At 64.7% G+C, this 1556-nt stretch carries 3 protein-coding genes; all 3 read left to right on the plus strand.

The features are described 5' to 3' along the window. The coding region (locus ENZ74_RS31385; protein WP_164761378.1) for an ABC transporter permease at positions 1–427 on the plus strand (427 nt) is incomplete at its 5' end. Next, entirely contained in the window at positions 420–1268 is an 849-nt protein-coding gene (locus ENZ74_RS31390) for an ABC transporter permease (protein ID WP_013527973.1), read from the plus strand. The genes ENZ74_RS31385 and ENZ74_RS31390, both read left to right, overlap by 8 nt. Continuing rightward, a partial coding sequence (locus ENZ74_RS31395) for an ATP-binding cassette domain-containing protein (protein WP_127313283.1) occupies positions 1265–1556 on the plus strand: 292 nt, incomplete at its 3' end. The genes ENZ74_RS31390 and ENZ74_RS31395, both read left to right, overlap by 4 nt.

Here is a 1556-nt window from a genome sequence, read left to right on the forward strand (position 1 = left end):
GACCTGGGATCTGCTGAAACACATGCTGATGCCGGCCGTGGCGCTGGCGCTGCCGCTGGCGGCGATCATCTCGCAGCTGCTGAAACAGTCGCTGAAGGAAGTGCTCGACCTCGACTACGTCGTGCTGGCGCGGGTCAAGGGATTCTCGGAAACACAGGTCATCCTGCGCGAAGCGCTGAAGAATGCCGCGCTGCCGACGCTGACGCTGGTCGGCGTGCAGTTCACCTTCCTCATCGGCGGCACCGTCATCGTCGAACGGCTGTTTTCCTATGAAGGCCTCGGCAACATGGCGATCGACGCCGTCATCAACCGCGACCTGCCGCTGATTCAGGGCATCGTGCTGGTCTTCGCGCTGCTGTTCGTGCTGATCAACCTCAGCGTCGACATGATGTACGCGCTGCTCAATCCAAGGCTGCGCCATGGATGAGGGCCGCGCTCAAAGACGAGCTGTGTCGCCGCGTCTGTGGCTTGCCGGCGGTTGGCTGCTGCTGGCGCTTCTGGCGGCAATCTTCGCGCCGCTGGTCGCGCCGCAGGATCCGCTGGCGCAGGATTTGATGCTGGAACGGTTGCCGCCGTTCTGGATGGCCGGCGCCGAACCCGGCTATTGGCTCGGCACCGACAGCCTCGGCCGCGATCTGTTGTCCCGGCTGATCTTCGGCGGCCGCATCGCCTTCATCGTCGCTTTCGCCGCGGCCATCGCCGCCTGCCTGGTCGGCTCGATGCTGGGGCTCATAGCCGGCTATTTCGGCGGCTGGGCCGACCGCATCATCTCGCGCATCGTCGATGTCTGGATGGCATTTCCGCCGGTGCTGTTCGCCATCCTTTTGGTTGCGGTGCTCGGCACAGGCTTGAGTTCCGTCATCCTGGCCATCGCCATCATCGACTGGACGCGTTTCTGCCGGGTGATCCGTGCCGAGACGATGGGCCAGTCGCGCATGGATTATGTCGAGAATGCCCGCATCGCCGGCTATGGCCGCATCGGCATCATGCTGCGCGAAGTGCTGCCCAATGTGGTGCCGTCAATCGTGGCGCTGCTGTCGCTGGAAATGGGCATCGCCGTCATCGTCGAGGCGATCCTGTCCTTCGTCAATCTGTCGATCTCGACCGACGACCCGACCTGGGGCGGCATCATCGCCGAGGGCCGGCTGTCGATCCATCAGGCCTGGTGGGTGCTGGTGTTCCCGCTGATCACGCTCATCCTCACCGTGCTGTCGTTCAGCCAATTCGGCGAGGCGTTGAAGACGCGCTTCGACCCGGTGCTGCGATGAGCGCGGTCTGCCTTGACATCGCCAATCTGAGCGCCGTGCTGCCCAACGGCCAGCGCATGCTGCGTTCGGTGTCGCTCTCCGTCCAACCCGGCGAGGTCCGCGCGTTGGTCGGCGAAAGCGGCGCCGGCAAGACGATGATCGGCAAGGCTGTGCTTGGTGTGCTGCCGTCGAGCGTGCGCATCGTCGAAGGCGATATGTTGCTTGAGGGCGAAGACCTCGGCAAGTTGCCGCCCAAGGCACGGCGCACGCTGATCGGGGCATGCACGGCGCTGATCCCGCAGGACCCGC

Origin of the sequence: Mesorhizobium sp. M7A.F.Ca.CA.002.15.2.1 (assembly GCF_003998715.1) — a bacterium.
In the GTDB taxonomy this organism is placed as follows: Bacteria; Pseudomonadota; Alphaproteobacteria; order Rhizobiales; family Rhizobiaceae; genus Mesorhizobium; species Mesorhizobium ciceri.

Excerpts from the sequence above, each read along its gene's own strand:
- ENZ74_RS31390 (WP_013527973.1), top strand. The coding sequence starts at position 420 with ATGGATGAGGGCCGCGCTCAAAGACGAGCTGTGTCGCCGCGTCTGTGG.